20 protein-coding genes are annotated in these 19221 nt (G+C 27.4%); 11 read left to right on the top strand and 9 right to left on the bottom strand.

Features of this window, described 5'->3' with window-relative positions:
- Nucleotides 1–18 precede the first annotated feature (18 nt).
- The 6 genes from lexA to E5R92_RS01360 all read right to left on the bottom strand — a co-directional run bounded on the left by lexA (nt 19) and on the right by E5R92_RS01360 (nt 6008).
- Nucleotides 19–696: a transcriptional repressor LexA gene (lexA, locus tag E5R92_RS01385; RefSeq protein WP_168606332.1), complete on the bottom strand. Its 678-nt coding sequence runs from the start codon at nt 694–696 to the stop codon at nt 19–21.
- 88 nt (nt 697–784) lie between these two features.
- A complete protein-coding gene (locus E5R92_RS01380) occupies nt 785–1576 on the bottom strand; it encodes an indole-3-glycerol phosphate synthase TrpC (RefSeq protein WP_168606331.1) in 792 nt (263 codons plus the stop codon).
- Nucleotides 1569–2561: an anthranilate phosphoribosyltransferase gene (trpD, locus tag E5R92_RS01375; RefSeq protein ID WP_168606330.1), complete on the bottom strand. Its 993-nt coding sequence runs from the start codon at nt 2559–2561 to the stop codon at nt 1569–1571. The genes E5R92_RS01380 and trpD overlap by 8 nt, the downstream gene beginning before the upstream one ends.
- Nucleotides 2558–3133 (bottom strand): anthranilate synthase component II, encoded by a 576-nt coding sequence (locus E5R92_RS01370; RefSeq protein ID WP_168606329.1) that lies wholly within the window; start codon nt 3131–3133, stop codon nt 2558–2560. Before E5R92_RS01370 ends, trpD begins: the two co-directional genes overlap by 4 nt.
- On the bottom strand, nt 3133–4587 hold the full coding sequence (gene trpE, locus E5R92_RS01365; RefSeq protein ID WP_168607457.1) for an anthranilate synthase component I: 1455 nt from the start codon (nt 4585–4587) through the stop codon (nt 3133–3135). Before trpE ends, E5R92_RS01370 begins: the two co-directional genes overlap by 1 nt.
- The gene (locus E5R92_RS01360) at nt 4587–6008 is read right to left on the bottom strand and encodes a SurA N-terminal domain-containing protein (protein ID WP_168606328.1); all 1422 of its coding nucleotides are present in this window, start codon (nt 6006–6008) and stop codon (nt 4587–4589) included. Before E5R92_RS01360 ends, trpE begins: the two co-directional genes overlap by 1 nt.
- A gap of 56 nt (nt 6009–6064) precedes the next feature.
- Here E5R92_RS01360 and E5R92_RS01355 point away from each other — a divergent pair, with 56 nt between their 5' ends.
- Genes E5R92_RS01355 through E5R92_RS01320 form a run of 8 tightly spaced genes read left to right on the top strand, consistent with a single transcriptional unit; the run spans nt 6065 to nt 12503 of the window.
- Nucleotides 6065–6805, top strand: a complete 741-nt coding sequence (locus E5R92_RS01355) for a triose-phosphate isomerase (RefSeq protein ID WP_168606327.1) — start codon at nt 6065–6067, stop codon at nt 6803–6805.
- Between the two features lie 5 nt (nt 6806–6810).
- Complete coding sequence (gene secG, locus E5R92_RS01350; protein WP_168606326.1) at nt 6811–7113, top strand: preprotein translocase subunit SecG; 303 nt, start codon at nt 6811–6813, stop codon at nt 7111–7113.
- 40 nt (nt 7114–7153) lie between these two features.
- A complete protein-coding gene (locus E5R92_RS01345) occupies nt 7154–8770 on the top strand; it encodes a CTP synthase (RefSeq protein WP_168606325.1) in 1617 nt (538 codons plus the stop codon).
- Complete coding sequence (gene kdsA / locus E5R92_RS01340; RefSeq protein WP_168606324.1) at nt 8767–9591, top strand: 3-deoxy-8-phosphooctulonate synthase; 825 nt, start codon at nt 8767–8769, stop codon at nt 9589–9591. Before E5R92_RS01345 ends, kdsA begins: the two co-directional genes overlap by 4 nt.
- A complete protein-coding gene (gene eno, locus E5R92_RS01335) occupies nt 9592–10848 on the top strand; it encodes a phosphopyruvate hydratase (RefSeq protein ID WP_168606323.1) in 1257 nt (418 codons plus the stop codon).
- Nucleotides 10848–11150 (top strand): FtsB family cell division protein, encoded by a 303-nt coding sequence (locus E5R92_RS01330; protein WP_006996975.1) that lies wholly within the window; start codon nt 10848–10850, stop codon nt 11148–11150. Before eno ends, E5R92_RS01330 begins: the two co-directional genes overlap by 1 nt.
- Complete coding sequence (gene lipA, locus E5R92_RS01325; protein ID WP_168606322.1) at nt 11140–12066, top strand: lipoyl synthase; 927 nt, start codon at nt 11140–11142, stop codon at nt 12064–12066. The genes E5R92_RS01330 and lipA overlap by 11 nt, the downstream gene beginning before the upstream one ends.
- Nucleotides 12066–12503, top strand: coding sequence for a type II toxin-antitoxin system RatA family toxin (locus tag E5R92_RS01320; RefSeq protein WP_168606321.1), 438 nt, complete (start codon nt 12066–12068; stop codon nt 12501–12503). The genes lipA and E5R92_RS01320 overlap by 1 nt, the downstream gene beginning before the upstream one ends.
- Here the strand turns inward: E5R92_RS01320 and E5R92_RS01315 are convergent.
- The 3 genes from E5R92_RS01315 to ispD are packed head-to-tail and all read right to left on the bottom strand — an operon-like array spanning nt 12500 to nt 14569.
- Nucleotides 12500–12958 (bottom strand): CinA family protein, encoded by a 459-nt coding sequence (locus E5R92_RS01315; RefSeq protein WP_168606320.1) that lies wholly within the window; start codon nt 12956–12958, stop codon nt 12500–12502. The two genes, E5R92_RS01320 and E5R92_RS01315, sit on opposite strands and share 4 nt — an antisense overlap.
- Nucleotides 12958–13461: a phosphatidylglycerophosphatase A family protein gene (locus E5R92_RS01310; RefSeq protein ID WP_168606319.1), complete on the bottom strand. Its 504-nt coding sequence runs from the start codon at nt 13459–13461 to the stop codon at nt 12958–12960. The genes E5R92_RS01315 and E5R92_RS01310 overlap by 1 nt, the downstream gene beginning before the upstream one ends.
- Entirely contained in the window at nt 13454–14569 is a 1116-nt protein-coding gene (ispD, locus tag E5R92_RS01305) for a 2-C-methyl-D-erythritol 4-phosphate cytidylyltransferase (protein WP_168606318.1), read from the bottom strand. The genes E5R92_RS01310 and ispD overlap by 8 nt, the downstream gene beginning before the upstream one ends.
- 33 nt (nt 14570–14602) lie before the next feature.
- Between ispD and E5R92_RS01300 the strand changes: the two genes are divergently transcribed.
- Genes E5R92_RS01300 through trkA form a run of 3 tightly spaced genes read left to right on the top strand, consistent with a single transcriptional unit; the run spans nt 14603 to nt 19131 of the window.
- Nucleotides 14603–16384: a sensor histidine kinase gene (locus tag E5R92_RS01300; RefSeq protein ID WP_168606317.1), complete on the top strand. Its 1782-nt coding sequence runs from the start codon at nt 14603–14605 to the stop codon at nt 16382–16384.
- Nucleotides 16384–17739, top strand: coding sequence for a sigma-54-dependent transcriptional regulator (locus E5R92_RS01295; protein ID WP_168606316.1), 1356 nt, complete (start codon nt 16384–16386; stop codon nt 17737–17739). The genes E5R92_RS01300 and E5R92_RS01295 overlap by 1 nt, the downstream gene beginning before the upstream one ends.
- A complete protein-coding gene (gene trkA / locus E5R92_RS01290) occupies nt 17740–19131 on the top strand; it encodes a Trk system potassium transporter TrkA (protein ID WP_168606315.1) in 1392 nt (463 codons plus the stop codon).
- Nucleotides 19132–19221 lie beyond the last annotated feature (90 nt).

Below are 19221 nucleotides of genomic sequence, written 5' to 3'. Positions count from 1 at the left end.
GATTTTTAGACTATTTTCTTAGAAGTTTCTATATAAAGATACAAGAACACCTTGAACTTTTACCCTATCTGGACCAAATATTTTGGTTTCATAGTTTCTATTGGCACTTTCGAGTGCTACAGTTTTTCCTTTTCTTCTAATTCTTTTCAACATTGCTTCATGTTCATCTATTAAAGCTACAACTATTTTACCATTATCTGCAGTGTCAGATCTTTTTATAATAACAGTATCACCTTCATTAATACCAGCTTCAATCATTGAGTCACCTTGAACTTTTAAACCAAAATATTGACCATTTTTTTCAAGATTACTTGGAAGAGGTATTCGGGAGACTTCATTTTGTATAGCTTCTACTGGTGTTCCTGCAGCTATACTACCCAGCACAGGTATTTCCATTTCATTTAAATTAGTATTTTCCATATCGAGACCACCTTTGATGACACTTGGTGAAAAGTTATTGTAAATATCATTAGCGGAAGCTGTTTCAGGAAGTTTTATAACCTCTAAAGCTCTTGCTTTATGAGCTAACCTTCTAATAAAACCTCTTTCTTCTAAGGCACTTATTAATCTGTGAATTCCTGATTTAGACTTTAAATTTAATGACTCTTTCATTTCTTCATATGAAGGAGATACGCCTGACGCTCTCAACTTTTTGTTGATGAATAAAAGCAGGTTTTTTTGTTTTTTAGTTAGCATAAGAACAAATAAAGTACAAAATATGTTCTACAAGTGTTCTTCTAATTCAGCAATAGCTAAAAACTGTTTAAAATAGGGGTTTATTTGACTAGAGAACTGAAAAAATTGAATTTTTATTTAAATTTTTTAAAAGTGATTCACCAATTAAAAAAGTTTTTATTTCAGTTTTGTTCTCTAAAGAAAGAAGTTCTTCCTTTGTTTTAATACCACTTTCAGAAATTAAAGGTGAGGAGTGATTACTCAAAACATTATAGATATCATAAGTTGTATTAAGATCTGTTTTTAAAGTTTTAAGATTTCTATTATTTATTCCAATTAATGCTTCTTTAAAGTTAAGTGCTTTCTCAGCTTCTTCAATTGTATGCACCTCAACAATTATTGACATATTAAGTCTTATAGCTTCTTCGTATAATTCATTAGCAAGGTTATCAGAGACACCAGCCAATATAATTAATATTGCATCCGCACCATAACTTTTTGCAAGAGGTACTTGAAACTTATCAATAAAAAAATCTTTACAAAGAACAGGTAAGTTTATTTTTTCTTTTACTTTACTTATATCACTTAAGTTGCCCAAAAAAAAATCTTCTTCAGTAAGAATTGATAAACATGTTGCTTTATTGGTATCATAGATTTTTGCTATTTCTATAGGGTTATAATCATCAATTATAATACCAGCAGACGGGCTTGCTTTTTTTATTTCTGCAATTAAAGAGATTTTATTATTATCAATATTGTTTTGAATTCTATCTTTAAAGTTAATAAATGTTTTATTTTGATCTATTTGTTCATTTAAAGAATTAATTGAAATTGATTTTTTTAATAAATCAACTTTTTCAATTTTTTTTTTAATAATTTCCTCTAGTACGTCTTTAGACATTTTGAATTTCCTTTAAGTTAATGTATGTTTTTCCTGATAAAATATGTGTTCTAGCTTCATTATAAGCATCAATAAAGATTGTATGTTTATCTGAAACAATAAGGCCTGCTGCTGCATTTAAACAAACAGCTTTTGAAAAATCGTTATCCTCACCTTTAAATATATCCAGCATTTTGTTCGCATTAAATTTCGCATCATCACCAAGTAAATCTTCAAATTTATTCGCACCTATATTTAGTTTTATAGGGTCAATTAATATTTCAGAAATTTCACCATTTTTTAATTGAACAACATTAGTTTTTGAATAAGGTGATATTTCATCTAATCCATCTTCACTATTTACAATCCAGGCAAATTTAATATTTAAATTTTTTAAAGCATTAGCAAAAATTTTTAATAGCTTTTTATCAAAAACACCAACTACTTGTCTGTTAACTAGGGCAGGGCTACTTAAGGGACCAATCATATTAAAAATTGTTCTTTTACCTATTTTTTTTCTAGTTGGACCAACAAATCTCATTGCACTGTGATAGTTAGGTGCAAACATAAAACCAAAGTTATTTTTTTTAATTTGCTCCTCAATATCTTTTGGCTCTAAATCTATTTTTATATTCAAAGCTTCTAAAACATCTCCTGAACCACATTTAGAGGAAACAGCTTTATTGCCATGTTTTGCAACCTTAATACCCATACTAGATAGCAGTAATGCAGAGGCTGTAGAGATATTAAGTGTGTTCATACCGTCTCCACCCGTTCCACAGGTATCAATACAATCTTTAACGTTAACTCTTTTAGATTTATTTCTTAAAACATAAACCCCTCCAGCAATTTCATCTGAGATCTCACCTTTAGATGAAAGTAGAGTTAAAAAATCAAATATCTCATCATCTGATGCTTTACCATCCATTAGTATTTCAAAAGCATTTTTGCTTTCATTGAACGATAAGTCTTGTTTATTTTTTAATTTATCTAAGAAAATTTTCATTTATCTTTGTAGTTAATAAAATTTTTTAATATTTTCATTCCAATGATAGTCTTTATACTTTCAGGGTGAAATTGAACACCGTGGATATTATACTTTTTATGCATTATACCCATGATAATTCCATCTTTTGTTTCTGCAGTAATTTCAAGCTGATCAGATAATGTTTTTTTATCAACTATAAGGCTATGATATCTTGTAGCTTCAAATTTTGCAGGAAGATTTTTAAGTATACCTATTTTTTTTGATTTTATGGTGCTGGTCTTTCCATGCATTAACTTATTTGCTTGAATAATATTTGAACCAAAAACTTGACCAATAATTTGATGACCTAAACATACACCAAGAATTGGTATTTTTTTATAAAGCGCTTTTACTATTTTAATACAATTCCCTGATTGATTTGGATTACCGGGTCCTGGTGATATAATAATTTTATTATATTTGTTTTTTATTATTTGTTGATGAGTAATTTCATCATTTCTAATTACATCAACTGTAACACCTAATGATGATACATAATGATATAAGTTAAATGTAAAACTATCATAATTATCTATTAATATAATTTTCATTATCTTAAGGCATTCATTAATGCTTTTGCTTTATTTACAGTTTCTTCGTATTCTTTGATTGGATTACTATCAGCTACTATTCCTGCACCAGCTTGAACATAGAACTTTTTATTTTTTGCAACAGCAGTTCTTAAAGCGATACAGGTATCAAATTCACCATTTGCAGAAAAATAACCTATACCTCCAGCATAAACTTTTCTTTTAGTTTTTTCTAGCTCATCGATTATTTCCATAGCTCTAATTTTAGGTGCACCAGAAACAGTTCCAGCAGGAAATCCAGCAAGTAACGATTTAAATTTTGAAAATTTTTTATTATAAACTCCTATCACATTAGAAACTATATGCATTACATGAGAGTATTTCTCAATGATAAAACTTTCTGTCACTTTGACCGTTCCTATTTTAGAAACTTTACCAGCATCATTTCTTCCTAAATCAAGTAGCATTAAATGTTCAGAAAGTTCTTTTTTATCTTTAAGTAAATCCTTAGCAAAAAAATTATCTTCTTTTAAATTTTTACCTCTAGGTCTAGTTCCAGCAATTGGCCTAACAGTAATTTTGTTATCTCTTAATCTAACTAAAATTTCAGGACTAGCTCCTATTATTTGAAAATCTTTAAAATTAAAAAAATACATAAATGGAGAAGGGTTAGTAATTCTTAATTTTTTGTAAATTTCTAAGGGTGTTTTGGATAAATTAGCTTCAAATCTTTGACTTAAAACTACTTGAAAAATATCTCCAATTTTAATGTATTTTTTTGCTCTATTAACCATTCTTAAAAATTTATTTTTTGATGTGTTGGATTTTACCTTGATATTAGTCTTTTTATTACTGTTGGAATTACCTTTTATATGAGAAGATTTTATTAATAGGTTATTAATTTCATTCTCAATTTCAAAATATTTTCTTTTATAATTTGAAATTTTCTCGTCATTGTAAACATTTATAATATAGAAAATCTTTTCTTTAAGGTTATCGTGGATAATTAATGTCCTTGGTCTTAAAAGTCTAACGTCAGGTAGATTTAAATCATCCATACATTTGTTTGGAATTTTTTCTATATATCTTATTGAGTCGTAAGAGAAATATCCTGATAATAAAGAACAAATAGGTGGGAGACCTACGGGTGTTTTAAACTTAAATTCTTCTATTATTTTTTCTATAATTTTTTTTGGCTCACCTTTAATTTTTTTTTTGACATTATTGGTAGTTAGATAAGAGTTTCTATTATTAAATTCCCAAATCTTATCTGGGTTTTTGCCAAAGATAGTATATCTTCCTCTTATCTTACCTTTTTCCACTGACTCAAAAATAAAACTATTTTTTTCTACTAGAAAATTGTCAATTAGATTTAAAACTTCTTGATCATTTTTTACTTTTTGAGAAGTATATATTATTTGATTTTTGTTTCTTGAGTGTTGAAACTTAAAATCCTTAAAGTTTCGATTAAGCATCATTTAAAGTAATTTTTTACCCTATCTAGAGTTTTTTCATTAACTATTACCTCATATTTATTGTTTAAAAGGTAATCATATGATTTTAATATTCCATTTCTATTTTCTGCACTTGCTTCATTAGCGATTGCATTGAGTATATTTGAATCTTGAGAAATTTTTGTATCTTCAAATTTTATAACCTTAGCTACGAATATGTTATCTTCTCTGTCAGCAATTAAAGTAAAAGTGTTGATTGGTAGAGTGTATAAAATTTTAACAGAATTGTTTTCAAATTTATTAATATCTTTAATTGAGTTTAATTGGATTTTTTCAACCTCACCGCCTCCAAGTTTATCAAATGAAGCTTGGTTAAATTCATTTTTGTCTAATTGACTCAGTATATCTTTATTAAATTCAAATTTTTCTTTTTGAAATAGAAGGTTAGTTATTTGTTTTACAAATCTTTCATCATTTAAATTTGGTAATTTTTGAATAACACTATCTATTTGATAAAAGATAAATGTTCCGTTGTCTTCTAGTATTTCAATGTTGTCTTTTCTAGAATTGTAGATTTTATTTTCAATTGTTTCTTTATTTTCTAAATTTATATAATCATTTATTGTTATTACATCGATATCCAATTCATTTGTAATTGTCTTAAAATCAACGTTTTTAGATATCTTGTTATCAATTTCATCAATGACATCGAAAAAAGCTTGATTAAAATCATCAATACCCAATAAGTTTTTTGGTGTTAATATCACATATGAAAAATCAATATAATCTTGTTTTAATTTTTCCGAGTTATCATCAATAAACATTTTAATTTCTTGATCAGTAAACTTATCGGCTTTTTTATAAAATTTATTTAATTTAATAAATTCAATATATAATTTTCTATTTTTTTCTAAAAAATGCTTATCAGTTAAAAACTTAGGAGATTTTGCCCCACCACTTATATAGGTAAATAATTCTCTTTGTAGAACGTTATTCTTTAATTTTATTTCATACATAGCTGCACTCATGCTATTTGTTAGTAAAAACTTTTCATAAAGTGTTCTTTGAAAGTTACCATTCTCATCTAAAAAGTTTTTATTTTTCTTAAGAGTTTCTGCAATTATTTTATCTGATATAACTAAGTTTAAATCTTTTATTTCAAGATTAAGTAATGTGGATGAAACCAAAGATGATAAAAGTTCTTCAATTACATTTTTGTCAATATTCTCTTTTATTACTTGCTGAGTTAAGCCAGATTGATTTAGGTAATCCATGAAATCTTGCGTAGAGATATTAGTGTTATTTATCTTAGCTATATTATTTTGATTTCCAGTGTTAAAACCTCCACCAAATCCACCAAAGCCAAAAGCTATAATAATAACAAAAATTAGGATTAAGCCACCTATCTTTTTTTTTGTAAAATTGCTTAATGGATTTATCATTGCATTATTAATTTATTGATCTTTAAAATACCAAGCTATAGATTAAATTTTTCATTATGACAAATAAATATATGTTTTTTGTAGCTAATTGGAAAATGTATGGGAATTTATCTTCCTTAAATACATTAGATAAAGTTATTAAATTTTCAAAATCAAAAGAAATAAAGGGAGGTAGATTAATTTACTGCCCTCCAAATACTTTAATAAGTTCTTTTTCAAAAAAATTTAATAATTGTCAAATTGGTATTGGTGGACAAAATTGTCATGAAAGTAAAGATTATGGTGCCTATACTGGCCATGTTAATTCGCGTATGTTAAAAAACGTTGGTGCACATTTTGTAATTATTGGTCATTCAGAAAATAGAGAGCAGGGTGAAAGTGACAAACTAATTAATCTAAAAATAAAAAGTGCTCTCGAAGCTAAATTAAAAGTTATTTTTTGTATTGGTGAAACTTTAAGTGAAAAAAGAAAAAAAAAGACGCGCTTAATTTTATCAAAGCAAATTAAAATTGGTTTAAAAAATATTAAAGATAAATCAAAAATCTTTTTAGCTTACGAGCCTGTTTGGGCTATAGGCAGTGGTCTTATACCGAAAGCTCAAGATCTTTTTGAAACAGTAGAATTTATCAAAAGTAAATTTAAAGATAAATTACCAAAAGTTTTATATGGAGGTTCTGTAAATCCCCAAAATATAACAATCCTAAGAAAAATTAATAATATTGATGGTTTTTTAATTGGTGGAGCATCTCAAAATGCAAAAAAATTTATTGATATAGTCAAAAAAACATATAGTTAACCCTCATGGAAAATATTCTATTAGTAGTCAACTTAGTACTAGCAACAATACTTGTGCTTTTGATACTGGTTCAAAAATCTGAAGGTGGAGCACTTGGTATAGGTGTTTCCCAAGATAATTTTATGCTTTCCAGATCTGCTGGTAATTTTATGGGTAAGGCTACGGCAGTAGTTGCAACTTTATTTATAATTTGCAGCCTAGCCTTAACAATAATTTCTAGAGGTGAATTAACACCTTCATCTTCTGTACTGGATATCATTGAAGAAAAGTCTAGTGATACACCTTCAATTCCTGAAAATAATAATTAATCCTTTTAAATTCATTAATTAATCGCTATAAGATAATACCATGGCGCGATTTATTTTTGTAACCGGCGGTGTGGTTTCCTCATTAGGAAAAGGTCTTTCTTCAGCTTCCCTTGCGTACTTATTACAATCTAGAGGTTTTAATGTACGTTTAAGAAAATTAGATCCTTACTTAAATGTTGACCCAGGAACGATGAGTCCCTTTCAACACGGCGAAGTGTTTGTAACAGATGATGGTGCGGAAACAGATTTAGATTTAGGTCATTACGAAAGATTTTCTGGAATATCTGCAAAAAAATCTGACAATATTACAACAGGAAAAATTTACAGCGATGTTCTAAGAAAAGAACGTAAGGGAGGTTACCTTGGAAAAACAGTTCAAGTTATCCCACATATAACTGACCGCATTAAAGATTTTATAAAAAGTGATACATCAAAAGAGGACTTTGTAATTTGTGAAATTGGTGGCATAGTAGGTGACATAGAAAGCCTACCTTTTGTTGAAGCTATTAGACAATTCTCCAATGATGTAGGTAAAAAAAATGCTTTATTTATACACTTAACTCTAGTTCCTTACCTTAAAGCATCAGATGAAATAAAAACGAAACCTACTCAACACTCAGTAAAGGAACTAAGAAGTCTTGGTATACAGCCAGATATAATTATTTGTAGATCTGAAAGACCCATTCCTCTAGAGCATAGAAAAAAAATATCTTTGTTCTGTAATGTTGGAATTGAAAATGTGATTCAAACTGTTGATGTAAAAACTATTTATGAAGCGCCGATTAGCTTCAATAGAGAAAATTTAGATAAACAGGTACTTGAGTATTTTAAAATGAAATCTAAAAAAAAAATAAATTTAAATCCTTGGAAAAAAATTACGAAAACCATTCTAAATACCAAAAAAACAATCAATATTGCAATTATTGGAAAATATGTTGAGCTCAAAGATGCTTATAAATCATTAGACGAGGCTTTAACACATGGTGGTATTGATAATAATTCTAAAATTAATTTAGTGAGAATAGATTCTGAGAACTTAAAGATCTCTGAAATTAAAAAAAAATTACAAGGCGTTTCTGGAGTTTTGATACCAGGTGGATTTGGCAAAAGAGGAACAGAGGGAAAAATTGAAGCAATTAAGTATGCTAGAGAGAAAAAAATTCCTTTCTTTGGAATTTGCTTTGGTATGCAAATGGCTATTATTGAGTTTGCAAGAAATAAGCTAAATATAAAGAAGGCCACATCAAGTGAGTTTGGATTAGGAGGAATACCAATTATTGGTTTAATTTCTGAATGGAATAAAGATGGTAAATTAATTAAAGGTACCGATAAAGATCTTGGTGGCACTATGAGACTTGGTCTTTATGAAGCCAAATTAAAAGAAAATTCTTTGATTAGAAAAATCTATAAATCAAAATCAATTCAAGAAAGACATAGACATAGATATGAAGTTAATATTGATTATAAGGATCAATTTGAAAAAAATGGCCTAATCTTTTCAGGATTATCTCCAGATAAAAAATTACCAGAGATTATTGAGCTAAAAAACCACCCATGGTTTATAGCTGTTCAATTTCATCCAGAATTTAAATCTAGACCTTTAGCACCACATCCTTTATTCTCATCGTTTATCAAAGCTGCTAAAAATCATAGATGAAAAATATAAAAGTTAATTGTGGAAATATAGAAATTTCAAACAATAATAAAATTTTTATTATTGCTGGCCCATGCCAACTTGAGACCGAACAACATGCCATGGATATGGCAGGTAAGATTAAAGAAATTACCTCCAAGTTTAATATGGGTTTTGTTTATAAAACATCTTTTGATAAAGCTAATAGAACAAGTTTAAAAGGCCAAAGAGGTATGGGTCTTGAGCAATCCTTACCTATCTTTGATAAGATCAAAAAAGAATTAGATATCCCAATATTAACTGACATACATAATGCTGAACAATGTTCGGTGGTAGCTCCGCATGTTGATGTATTACAAATCCCTGCATTTTTATGTAGGCAAACAGATTTATTAATTGCTGCAGCCAAAACTGGAAAAATTATAAATGTTAAAAAAGGTCAATTCCTAGCACCTTGGGATATGGTTAATGTTACAAAAAAAATTGCAGAATCGGGCAATAATAATATTTTAGTCACAGAAAGAGGAGCAAGCTTTGGTTATAATACCCTTGTCTCTGATATGAGATCTTTACCCATAATGGCAAAAAATGGTTATCCTGTTATTTTTGATGCCACACATTCAGTTCAACAACCTGGAGGTCTAGGTGAGACTAGTGGTGGACAAAGAGAGTTTGTTGAATACTTAGCAAGAGCTGCGGTTGCTGTAGGTGTTGCTGGTGTTTTTATTGAAACACATCAGGACCCAGATAATGCTCCATCCGATGGACCCAACATGGTTCCATTAGATAAATTAGAAAAATTACTATCTCAATTATTTGAAATAGATAATCTAATCAAAAAATAAATGAGTAAGATTTTAAAGATAAGAGCTCGTCAAGTATTTGATAGTCGAGGAAACCCAACAATTGAAGCAGAAGTTTATTCAAAAAATTTAAGTGCATCAGCTATTTGTCCCTCAGGTGCTTCAACTGGAACCTACGAAGCATTTGAAAAAAGAGACAACAATAATAAAAAATATCTAGGTAAAAGTGTTTTAGGTGCAGTCAATTTAGTTAATACAAAAATCTCAAAAAAATTAATAGGTAAAAATATCCATGATCAAACACGTATAGACACAATTTTAATCAATCTTGATGGCACTCGGCAAAAAACAAGCTTAGGTGCTAATGCTATTTTAGCTGTATCTATGGCTGCTAAGAAACTTTCTGCTAAAATTAAAAAAGTTCCTTTATATAAAACTTTTTTAATAAAAAATAATTACAGATTACCTTACCCATTAATGAATATTATTAATGGTGGAGCACATGCTAATAACGGATTAAGAATTCAAGAATTCATGATTAGACCTGATAAAGCCAAGAGTTTTTCGGAGGCGATGAGAATATGTTTTGTTGTAATTAATAATTTAAGAAAGCTTATTATAAAAAAGGGGTTATCAACCTCTGTAGGAGATGAAGGAGGCTTTGCTCCAATGATTAGTAGCAATGAAAAAGCTTTGGATTTAGTTGTTGCTGCAATTAATAAGTCTGGTTTTAAAAACGGTAAAGATGTCTCAATTTGTTTAGATATTGCAGCAAATGAATTAATTAAGAAAGATAAATACTCTATTCACTCAAAAAAATTTGTCTCAGTAGATCAATCTATTAAAGAATATAAAAAAATAATAAATAAATATAAAATCAAATCTATCGAAGATCCATTTGGAGAAAATGATTGGGTGGCATGGAGTAAATTGATGAAAAATACTAATAACGTGCAAATAGTTGGAGATGATTTGTATGTAACTAATTTAGAAAGACTTAAAAAAGGTTTTTTAAATAACTCGTCAAATTCAATATTAATTAAACTTAATCAAATTGGTACAGTATCAGAAACACTTGAAGTTATTAAATTTGCAAAAATTATTGGTTACAAAACAATAATTTCTCATCGATCTGGAGACAGCGAAGACACCTTTATAGCAGACCTTGCTGTAGGTACTAATTCAAATCAAATCAAAACTGGCTCTCTAGCTCGATCCGAACGTGTTGCAAAATATAACCAATTATTACGTATAGAAGAAGAGCTTGGAAAAAAGGCATCAATGAGTAAAATTCATTAATGCTGGGTAAACTAAAAAAAAATTATTTCTTATTAATCTCTACTTTTTTAATACTTTATTTCTTCTTTAACCTTCTAGATGGCGAAAGAGGCCTTTTTTCTTATTTTAAAAAAAAAGAAATTTTAGTTAATCTGAAAATTGAAGAAGCTAATTTATCCAATAAAATTAAAGAACTTGAATTTAAAAATTCTCTATTAAGTACTAAATTAGACCTAGATTATGTTGAAACCTTAATTAGAGAAAAATTTATGTTTGGCAAAGAAGGGGAGACCCTCTATATAATTAAAAAGAATGACAATTAAACCAAGACACCCAGAAAAAGTTAACAAACCAGTAAATCCAATTAAAAAAAAACCTGATTGGATAAGGTCTAAATTAACCAACAGTAAAGAATTCTTCTTAACTAAGACTATTGTTAATCAAAATAATTTAGTAACAGTTTGTCAGGAAGCTAATTGTCCAAATATTACAGAATGCTGGAGTAAGCGTCATGCTACATTTATGATTATGGGTGATACTTGCACTAGAGCATGTGCTTTCTGTGATGTTAAAACAGGAAAACCTGAAAATTTAGATCCATTTGAGGCTTACAAAATTTCAAATGCAGTTCATAAACTTAATCTTAAGCATGTTGTTATAACTTCTGTTGATAGAGACGATTTAGAAGATGGAGGTTCTCATCATTTCTTTGACGTAATTACAGCTATAAGAAAAAAAACACCTCAAACTTCCATTGAAGTTTTAACTCCTGATTTTTTAAGAAAAGGAGATGCTTATAAAAAAATTTTAGAAGCAGACTTAGATGTTTTCAATCATAATATTGAAACAGTACCAAGACTTTATTTAAAAGTTAGACCAGGTGCGAGATATTTTGGATCATTAGAGCTTTTAAAGAATGTAAAAAAAATTAATAAAAAAGTTTTTACTAAATCAGGGCTAATGGTTGGTTTAGGAGAGAGTAAAGATGAATTAATTCAGGTGATGGATGACTTAAGATCTGCAGATGTAGACTTTTTAACAATTGGGCAATATTTACAACCTTCAGTAAAACACCATCCGCTTGAGAGATATTACCATCCAGATGAATTTAAGGATTTAGAAAATATTGCAAAGTCCAAAGGTTTTTTATTAGTTTCTTCTTCACCACTAACAAGATCTTCTTATCATGCTGATGAAGACTTTGCTAAACTTCAACAAAATAGATTAAACAAACATTAATGCCCAAAGCCTCAGTAACTAGGCAGATAGCTCGTGAAAAACAGAAATTAATTGATTTTGTTTTAGACATCGAAAAATATCCTGAGTTCATTCCTTTTTGTATAGACTCAAAAGTCTATAAAAAAGAAGATAAACAAGATGAGATAGTAATTATTGCAGATCTTACTATTGGTAGAAAACCTTTTGTAGACACCTATAAAAGTGACGTTCGATATGACAAAAAAAATGATTCAATACATGTAACTAATATTGGTGGTCCTTTAAATCATCTTGAAAATAACTGGAAATTTATACAAAAAGAAAACTACACTGAAGTTCAATTTGATGTTGATTTTGAAATAAAAAATAAGTTTTTAAATTTAATTATGGAAAAATCTTTTCAATTTGGTTTAAATAAAATTGCTGATGCATTTCAAAAAAAGGCAGAAAGTCTCTAAATTAAAGATTTTATAATTTTAAAAGTTCTCCTAATTGTAGATTTTTGGATAGCCTTCCTACTTTTTTCTTTAAATAAATTTTTACTAATAAATATTTTATTATTCTTTTTTATTCCAATATAAACTAGTCCAACAGGTTTTTTCTTAGTTCCACCATTTGGACCTGCAATTCCTGTAATTGAAACATTAATTTGTGCTTTAGAAATTTTTGATAAATTTTTAACCATAGCCTCACAACATTGAGGGCTAACAGCTCCATATTTTTGAATAATCCTTTTATTTACTTTTAAAATTGTTATTTTTGCTTGATTTGAATAAGTGACAAGACCTATACCAAAAACTTTCGAAGCTCCACTTACGGATGTTATTTCCGATGAAAGCATTCCACCCGTACAAGACTCAGCAAAAGCAATCTTTAATTTTTTTTTTATTAATATTTTTACTAAATTTTTCATTATAAAACATAACTTTTAATAATCATGAAACACACAAGTGTTAATACAACATAAAATCCAGCACAAACATCATCCATAATTACACCAAAACTATTCTTAAAGTTTTTATCAAAAAAGTTTACAGGAAATGGTTTCATGATATCAAAATATCTAAAAAGAATAAAAAATAGAGCATAATAAACAATAGCTTCATCTCCATCTTTTGTTGTTCCATGAGATATCTCATAAAGATATATGGGTATCGATTGACCTAAAAATTCATCAATTATGATTTCACTTGGATCCTTATTTTCACTATTTTCTATATGACTTGAAACGGCATAAAATGAGTAAATAAATATTATTATCAAGCCAAATAAAATTATATTTGGTGAAATATTTAGAGTGTGGAATAGATAATAAAGAATAATTACAGTCGCTAGTGACCCAAATGTTCCAGGCATATATCTAATTTTACCTAGGCCAAACATAGTAACTAATAATGAGTTGAGAGATTTAATCATTTTTAATAACAGAAGCTATTACTTCACAAGCTATAGCTTTTTCTTTACCAATTACACCTAACTTTTCAGTTGTTTTACCTTTTATATTAATTTGAGTGGGAGAGATATTACAAATTTTTGCAATACAGTTTATTATTTGTTTTTTATATTTTTGAATTTTAGGCTTTTGAGTAATTATATTTATATCAAGATTATTGATTAGGTAGCCTTTTTTTATAGTTTGCTTAATTATTTCACTCAATAGAATTGTAGATCTAATATTTTTAAATTTCTTACTCTTATCTGAGAATTTTTCACCAATATCACCCATAGAACAAGCTCCAAGTATAGCATCTGTTACAGCATGTAATACAGGATCTCCATCTGAGTGACCTAATGTGCCAATAGGTGAGGGTATTTTAATCCCACCTAAATAAAGTTTTTTATTAGGTACCAATCTATGAACATCAAAACCTAGTCCAAATTTTATTAAATTGTTAAATTTAATATCTGTATTTACTGTTATTTTATTATTATTAGTTTCACCTTTTATAATTTTTATTTTTTTACCAGCTCTTGCAAACAAATTTGCATCATCAGTAACCTCGGTACTTTTATTATTTTGAAGTGAATAAAGTTTTTTATAGTTAAATGCTTGAGGGGTTTGGATTAAGTAAATATTTTCTCTTTTTAAATTTGTAACAATGTTCGAAATTTTTTGTTTAACGGAATCTGCAGTTTGGATTGCAGGAATTACACAGTCATTTGTTTTTAATCCATCCATTAATTTCTTTAAAAGTTTTAGAGAAAAATTTGGTCTTGCAGCATCATGAATTATTACATTTTTAAAATTATTTCCTTTAATACTTTTTAGAGCATTATAGGCTGATTCCGCTCTTGTTTTACCACCTATGATAATTTTGATGTTTTTGATATTAAGTTTTTTGATATAATCTTTATGTTTTTTATTTACTACAAGAACAATTTTATTAAATTTATTAAAAACTTTAGCTTTATCTATTGAATGTAACAATAAAGGCTTACCTCTATAATTTGTGTAGGGTTTTGGAATATTTGAATTAAATCTTTTACTTTCGCCACCAGCAAGTATTATAAAACAACTATTCATGATAAAAATATATAACACATTATTTTGTTCACAATGATTGATTTTATTAAAAAAAATATTTTCATCATTGTAATATTTTTAATCACTTTATTCATTGGTTTTATAACTTTTTTAACATTTATTGATAAAAGTTTTTTAAAATTATCTGACAATAATCTCCAGATTTTATTAATTGGAAATATTGCCCTGTTAATACTTCTTTTCTTTATGATATTTTCAGAAGTAAGAAATTCCTTAAAGATAGATGTCGATGTAAGTGGTTCGAAAGCCAATAGAAAATATATAACATTTTTTGCATTATTTACTTTAATTCCTTCAATTTTAATTTCTTTATTTTCATTATTTCTTCTTTCATTTGCTCTAGATAAATATTTGGATAAGAAAATTACAACAGCAGTTAACAACTCTTATGAAATTGCAAAAAGTTACACAGAGGATGTTAGAACTAAAACTCAATCAGAGATAATTTTAATAGCATTTGATTTAAACAAAAGTATCAATTTTTTAAATACAAATATCAATCAATTTAAAAGTTTTCTAAATACTCAAAAATTAATTAGAGGTATGGATGAGGTTCATATTATTGATGGTAATGGAAACTTATATCTATCAACTTTAAAAGATAGCACTTTGTATACACCACCTTTAAGTGACGCTTTAGAAATGGTTCAAAACGATAAACGACCACTTAAGATTATCAATGCTTTAAAAAATCAAACAGCATCAATTATAAAGCTTGAAAATTTTGACGGCAAATATTTATATATAGTTAAGTATTTAGATAAAAAAATTTCTCAATATTTATTGGAATCTCAAGAGGCACTTAATTTTTATTACACAGTTTTAAACAAGCAAACTGGGATTAAGATATCATTTGTATTTATTTATCTTGTTATAGTCTCATTGTTATTATTTTTATCCATATCAATTGCCATAAGATTTTCGTCAAGATTTTTTAGGTCTATTAATAATTTGATTATTGCATCCTCTAATATTGGAAAAGGCAATCTAGATATTAAAGTACCAGAAATTAAAACTGATAAAGATATGGAGGTTTTAAATCAAAATTTTAATTTAATGATAGACAAATTAAAATCACAACAAGAAAAACTTATAATCAAAGAAAGACATGAAGCTTGGGAAAATTTAGCTAGAAAACTAGCTCATGAAATTAAAAATCCACTCACACCTATTCAATTAACTATTGATAAATTAAAGAGCAAATATTCAGAAAAAATAGCAAACCATGAAAAAGATGATTTTTCAAAAAGCTTGTTGATTATTGCTAAACAAATTAAACAAATTGAAAATTTAGTTAATGAATTTTCTGATTTTGCTAGAATGCCAAAACCAATTCTAAAAGATAACAACTTAGTTCCGTTGATAAAAGATAATATTAAGTTAATAAATGAATTGGATAATAAAATTATAATTAATTTTAAATCAAGTACATCAGATATTCTCTTAAACTCTGATAGTGAACAATTAAATAGAGTCTTCTTCAATTTGATTAAAAACTCTATTGAAAGCATATGGGATAAGAAAATTGATAATGCAAATTTCAATGGAAAAATCGATATTTCCATAAATGAAAATGAGGAAATAATTAACTTCATAATTGTTGATAATGGATTAGGATTTGAAATTTTTAAAAAAAATATAAATGACATTCTAAATCCTTATTTTACAACAAAGAAAAAAGGTACTGGCTTAGGTTTATCCATTGTTAATAAGATTATAAATGATCATAATGGAAAAATAAATCTTGTTTCATTAGAAAGTGGAGCAAAAATAGAAATTGTATTTATAAAATAATGAGTACTGAAATATTAATTATTGATGATAATGCAGATATTAGAAATATAATTAATGATCTAATAATTGAAGCTGGTTACAAAACAAGATTGGCTGCAAACTACAATCAAGCTTTAAACGAGATTGACAAAAAACTTCCAGATGTAGCAATTATAGATGTTAAGTTAGACAAAGGTGACAATGATGGTCTAGAACTTTTATCACATATTAAAAATAAGGATAAAAATATTCCAGTTATAATAATTACAGGACATGCAAATGTAGAAATGGCAATTAAAGCTTTAAAAGCCGGTGCCTTCGAATTTATTGAAAAGCCTTTTAATCAAGAGAGATTATTAAACTTTGTTAATAGAGCTGTTGAAAATATAAACCTTAAAAACAAGAACAAGGAATTTGAAAGTAAACTTTTTTATTCTTATGAGTTAATTGGTGTTAGTGATAATATCAAAAATATAAAAGAACAAATTAATAAAATTTCAGTTTCTGAAAGTCGAATTTTTATTAATGGTCCTACTGGCTCTGGTAAAGAGTTAATTGCAAGAAAAATACATAAAGAGTCTAAAAGACAAAAGGGTCCTTTTATAATTTTAAATGGTGCATTGCTTGATATTAAAAAATATGAATTGGAATTATTTGGTGAAGAAAAAATAAACGGCTCAATTACTTATGGTGCTTTAGAGAAATCATCAAAGGGCATTCTTTTAATTGATGAAATTTCTGAAATCCCACTGGATACCCAATCTAAAATTTTAAGAGTTTTAATAGATCAAAAATTCAGAAGGATTAATGGTAGCCATGATATTAATGTAGATGTAAGAATTATATGTTCATCCAGCAAAGATATAAAAAAAGAAATAAAAAATGGCAATTTTAGGGAGGATTTATATCATCGATTAAATGTTTTAGAGATTAACATCGACCTTTTAAAAGATAGAGTTTCAGATATACCTTTATTAGTTGAATACTTCTCTGAAAAAATCTCAACAAATTATAATTTAAAAAAATTAAACATTAATACAAATAATAAATATTTACTTAATTATGATTGGCCAGGTAATGTTAGAGAATTAAGAAATCTAATAGAGAGGATTGCGATACTTTTACCTGATAGTGATGAAAAAATTTCAAATATTATTAAAGAATCCCTAAAAACGCCTGATATTAAAAATACAACGTCAGAAAACTCTTTATCTATACCATTAAAAGAAGCTAGAGAAAATTTTGAAAAAGAGTATTTAACTACACAATTGAAAAAATTTAATGGCAATATATCAAAAACTGCCGATTTTATAGGAATGGAAAGATCTGCCCTTCATAGAAAACTTAAAGGTTTAGGGATTAAGGAATTAAATTAAATGAATATTATTATTTGTGGCGCTGGTAGAGTAGGCTTTACAATTTCAAAAATCTTAAGTGAACAAGGTCACTCGATAACTGTTATTGATCAATCGAGTGAAGATATACAAAAGATAGATGACACACTAGATGTTAAGTCTATTGTAGGCAAAGGTACTTATCCTTCAATTTTAGAAAAAGCAAACGCAGCTGATGCTGATATGATCATCGCAGTAACACGCAATGATGAAATTAATATGTTGATATGCCAGATAGCATTTTCAATATTTAATGTTCAAAAAAAAATAGCGAGGATAAGATCACAAGATTATTTGAATCCTAAATTTACCAAAGTTTATAATAAAGAAAATTTACCAATAGATGTTATTATCTCACCTGAAATAGAGATAGCAAAGTCTCTACAAAGAAAACTAGAAGCTCCAGGTTCGCTAGATAACGTTCCTTTTGCAAACAATAAAATTAGATTACTTGAAATTTTAATAGATGCCAATTGCCCAATAAAAGATATTAAACTTAACGAGCTTACTAAAAAGTTTCCAAAATTAAATTCCAATATAATGGGCGTAATTAGGGATGAAAAATTTGTATTATTAAAAAAAACTGATGTTATGCTTAAAAATGACAAAGCTTATGTTGTAATTAATTCCTCACAAATGAATGAAACTTTAACAGCTTTTGGTCACACAGAAAAAATTTCTAATAAAATCCTTATTATTGGAGGTGGAAATATAGGCTTTAACTTAGCAAAAAATTTAGAAGAAAGTTTTGACTCTGCTAGAGTTAAAATTATTGAAAAAAATAAAGATAGAGCAGAACTTATTGCAAGCCAATTAAATAATACGATAGTAATAAATGGTGATGCCCTTGATGAAGAAGTTTTATTAGAGGCAAATTTAGAAGAGGTTCAAACTGTTTTGGCACTTACAAATGATGACGAAGACAATCTAATGGTAAGTGTATTAGTTGAAAAATTTGCCAAAGATAATGAAGATTTAAGTGATAAAAGAACTATGGCTTTAATTAACAAGCCTAATTATTCTCTTTTACAATCTTCTCTCAAAATTGATGATTTTATTGATCCTAGAATGAACACTGTTTCTAGCATCTTAAAGCATATTCATAAGGGAACAATTGAAAATGCTTATAGTATATTAAATGGTGAATATGAAATTATTGAAGCAGAAATTATTGAAACCTCAGAGTTGGTAAACAAGGAATTAAAAAATTCAAACTTGCCTGATGAAATAAGAATTGGTGCAGTATTAAGAGGTGACGAAGTAATTATTCCTAGATCAAATTTTGTATTTAAGAAACATGATATTGTTGTGCTATTGGCTAAAAAAGATTTTTTACATGTTGTTGAAAACATGTTTCGTATAAGCTCTATTTAATCTAATGAAATATTTTAAACTCATTTATTTGAGTGTTTTTTTTGGAATAGTTTCAATATTGGCTTTTTTTAATATCGTTTTCTCTTACTA

Source organism: Candidatus Pelagibacter giovannonii, assembly GCF_012276695.1.
Lineage (GTDB): Bacteria > Pseudomonadota > Alphaproteobacteria > Pelagibacterales > Pelagibacteraceae > Pelagibacter > Pelagibacter giovannonii.
The sequence above is the reverse complement of the archived record's forward strand: the minus strand, read 5'-3'. Positions and strand labels throughout refer to the sequence as shown.